Raw genomic sequence first — 717 nt, 5'->3', positions numbered from 1 at the left:
GGTAGCGCCCCTCCCACTTGGCAATCCAGGCCGCCAGATCGCGTCTGGCCTCCTCGACCGAGCGGCGGTCGTAGAGCCAGCGCAGTTCCTGCAGGCAGTCATCATCGGCCTTGCGCGGCAGGTGATCGAGGGCATTCCGGAGAAAGTGCACATAGCAGCGCTGATAGGCTGCCTCGCTCAGCACCTCGCGGATGGCCGCCCGCAGTCCGGCATGATCATCGGCCACCACCAGCTCGACCCCTGAGAGCCCGCGCTCGCGCAGGCCGAGCAGAAACGTCCGCCACGAGGACTGGCTTTCCCGGTTGGCCATCTCGACGCCCAGGATCTGGCGCCGGCCGTCCCAGTCGATGCCCACCGCGATCAGCACGGCCTGCGAGGCGACGATGCCGCCCTCGCGCACCTTCTCATACCGCGCATCCAGGATCAGGTACGGGAACGGCTCCTCGAGCCGGCGCGAGGCGAACTGGGCCAGGCTGTCGTCGAGGCGCTTGTTGATCGAGGAGATCGCCGAGGCCGAGAAGCTGTGGCCGCACAGCTCCTCGGTGATGGCCTTGACCTTGCGGGTGGAGACACCCTGCACGTACATCTCGGCCAGGGTGGCCACCAGCGCCTGCTCGGAGCGCTGATAGCGCTCGAACAGCTCGGTCGAGAAGCGGCCGTCGCGATCCTGTGGCACGCGCAGCTCGAGCTTGCCGACCCGGGTCACCAAGGTGCGGG

At 68.1% G+C, this 717-nt stretch carries 1 protein-coding gene; it reads right to left on the bottom strand.

Features of this window, described 5'->3' with window-relative positions:
- Positions 1–717 (bottom strand): IS256 family transposase (locus ACXJKO_RS31950; RefSeq protein ID WP_457095006.1); only part of this gene is annotated, 717 nt, incomplete at both ends.

The sequence above is a fragment of the Microvirga sp. P5_D2 genome (genome assembly GCF_054049475.1).
This window is presented reverse-complemented; position numbering and strand designations above follow the sequence as displayed.